2 protein-coding genes are annotated in these 1,824 nt (G+C 69.0%); one reads left to right on the top strand and one right to left on the bottom strand.

Going from position 1 to position 1,824, the window contains the following annotated elements; all coding sequences use genetic code 11:
• Nucleotides 1-338 precede the first annotated feature (338 nt).
• Nucleotides 339-773, bottom strand: a complete 435-nt coding sequence (locus L3Q67_RS02995) for a type II 3-dehydroquinate dehydratase (RefSeq protein ID WP_499188071.1) — start codon at nt 771-773, stop codon at nt 339-341.
• Between the two features lie 55 nt (nt 774-828).
• Here L3Q67_RS02995 and L3Q67_RS02990 point away from each other — a divergent pair, with 55 nt between their 5' ends.
• The gene (locus L3Q67_RS02990; protein WP_499188070.1) at nt 829-1,701 is read left to right on the top strand and encodes an ROK family protein; all 873 of its coding nucleotides are present in this window, start codon (nt 829-831) and stop codon (nt 1,699-1,701) included.
• Nucleotides 1,702-1,824: the final 123 nt, after the last annotated feature.

The following is a 1,824-nucleotide window of genomic DNA, read 5'->3' as shown; positions in this document are numbered from 1 at the left end:
CCGGACGGCCCACCCGCGGCCGGCGCGAGGCCCCACCAGGACGCCCGCCCGGCCGCAGCCCCCACGGGGTGCCACGGGGGCCACGCAATGGATGTGGCCACACCCACCCACATTCATTGCCCCCCGCGAACGTGGAGTTCAGCTGCGCGAGTGTGGGGTTCGGGTGCCTGAACGTGGGTTTCAGGTGCCTGAGTGTGGAACTCGGGTGCGGGAGTGTGGGGTTCGCATCAGGTGAGAACCACGTTCAGGAAGCCGAACCCCACACTCAGGCAGGCGAACTCCACGTTCAGGCAGGCGAAACCTACGTTCGGGAGGCTGAGTTCCGCACTGGGGGTGGGTCAGGTGGGGATGGTGCGGAGGAGGGCTTGGGCGGCCAGGCGGTAGCCGTCGGCGCCGAGGCCGACGATGACGCCGCTGGCCAGTGGGGCCAGGACGGATTCGTGCCGGAACTGCTCCCTGGCCCACACATTCGACAGGTGGACCTCGATCCACGGCCGCGGGTAGTTCGCCAGTGCGTCCCGCAGGGACCAGCCCGCGATCATCAGCGCCCCCGGGTTGATGATCGCGCCGACGGTGTCGTAGCTGTCCTGCAGCGTCCGGATCAGCTCACCCTCGCAGTCGTTCTGCACCGAGGTGACGCGCCAGCCCCGCTCCGCGACCTCGGCGGCGACCATCGCCTCGATGTCGGCGAGGGTGCTGGAGCCGTAGACCTCGACCTCGCGTTTTCCCAGAATGCCCAAATTGGGGCCGTTCATCAGCAGTAGTTCGTCCATACTCGCAGTCCTAACACGCACCACGCCCGAATTCGCTCAGTCCGCTGGGAAGGCCATGACCAATCACCTCGGTATCGACGTCGGCGGCACCAAAGTCGCCTTCCGCATGGGGGAGCGCTCCGGTGAAATGCGCTGGAACCCCTTTCGCGATATCCGCGACGACCTGGCAAGAATCGCCGAAGCCGTCCGGGAACTCGGCGAGCCGGACGCGGTCGGCGTGGCCATGCCTGCCACTGTGGACCACACCGGCAGGGTGACCACCTGGCCCAGTCGCCCCGGCTGGACGGGCGCCGACCTCTACACCCTCTTCGACGAGATTTTCCCTAGTACTCCGGTGAGTTTCGCCGACGACGGCGACCTGGCCGCGGTCGCCGAAGCGGACGCGGCCGGGTGCGCCGACCTCGTCTACTTCGGTGTCGGCACCGGGATCGGCGGCGGCATCGTTTCCGGCGGACGGCCCTGGCCCGGCCTGACCCGCGGCTCGTGTGAGCTGGGTCATCTCATCGTCGACCGCAACGGGCCCGCGTGCGGCTGCGGGCGTTCGGGCTGCGTGCAGGCGCTGGCCTCGGGCCCGGCGACTCTCCGCCGTGCCGCCGAACTCCTCGGCCACGAACCGGAATTCGACGAGTTCTACCAGGCCTATCAGGACGCCCGCGGCTGGGCGCTGGCCGCGGTGCAGGAGAGTTGTGCCGCGCTGGCGGCCGCCGCCGTCGGCATCGCGGAGCTGGCGCACCCCTCCCGGGTGCTGATCGGCGGCGGGTTCGCCGCGGCACTGCCCGGCTTCGCCGCCGAGGTCGCGGCGCAGGCGAAAACCCTGGCCGCCCAAGGAAAACCGGTGGTGCCGATCCAGCCGGCCGCCCTCGGTGGACTGTCCTCACTGCAGGGCGCGGTGTTGCTCGCCGCGAATCAGCACTGGGGAAAACACTAGTCATCGCCATTCCTGGTGAATATCGCGGACGAATTGCCGGACGGATCGCCTAGGGGGGTCGTCGGGGTTGGGGGTGCGCTGACCCGCGCTTACGCTTGATCACAACCGCGGAATTGCAGCTTT

The organism is Saccharothrix sp. AJ9571, from assembly GCF_021725495.1.
Classification (GTDB): domain Bacteria; phylum Actinomycetota; class Actinomycetes; order Mycobacteriales; family Pseudonocardiaceae; genus Amycolatopsis; species Amycolatopsis magusensis.
This window is presented reverse-complemented; position numbering and strand designations above follow the sequence as displayed.

What these genes read in the sequence shown, in the direction of transcription:
- L3Q67_RS02995 (WP_499188071.1), bottom strand. Translation starts at nt 773, where the DNA reads ATGGACGAACTACTGCTGATGAACGGCCCCAATTTGGGCATTCTGGGA.
- L3Q67_RS02990 (WP_499188070.1), top strand. Translation starts at nt 829, where the DNA reads ATGACCAATCACCTCGGTATCGACGTCGGCGGCACCAAAGTCGCCTTC.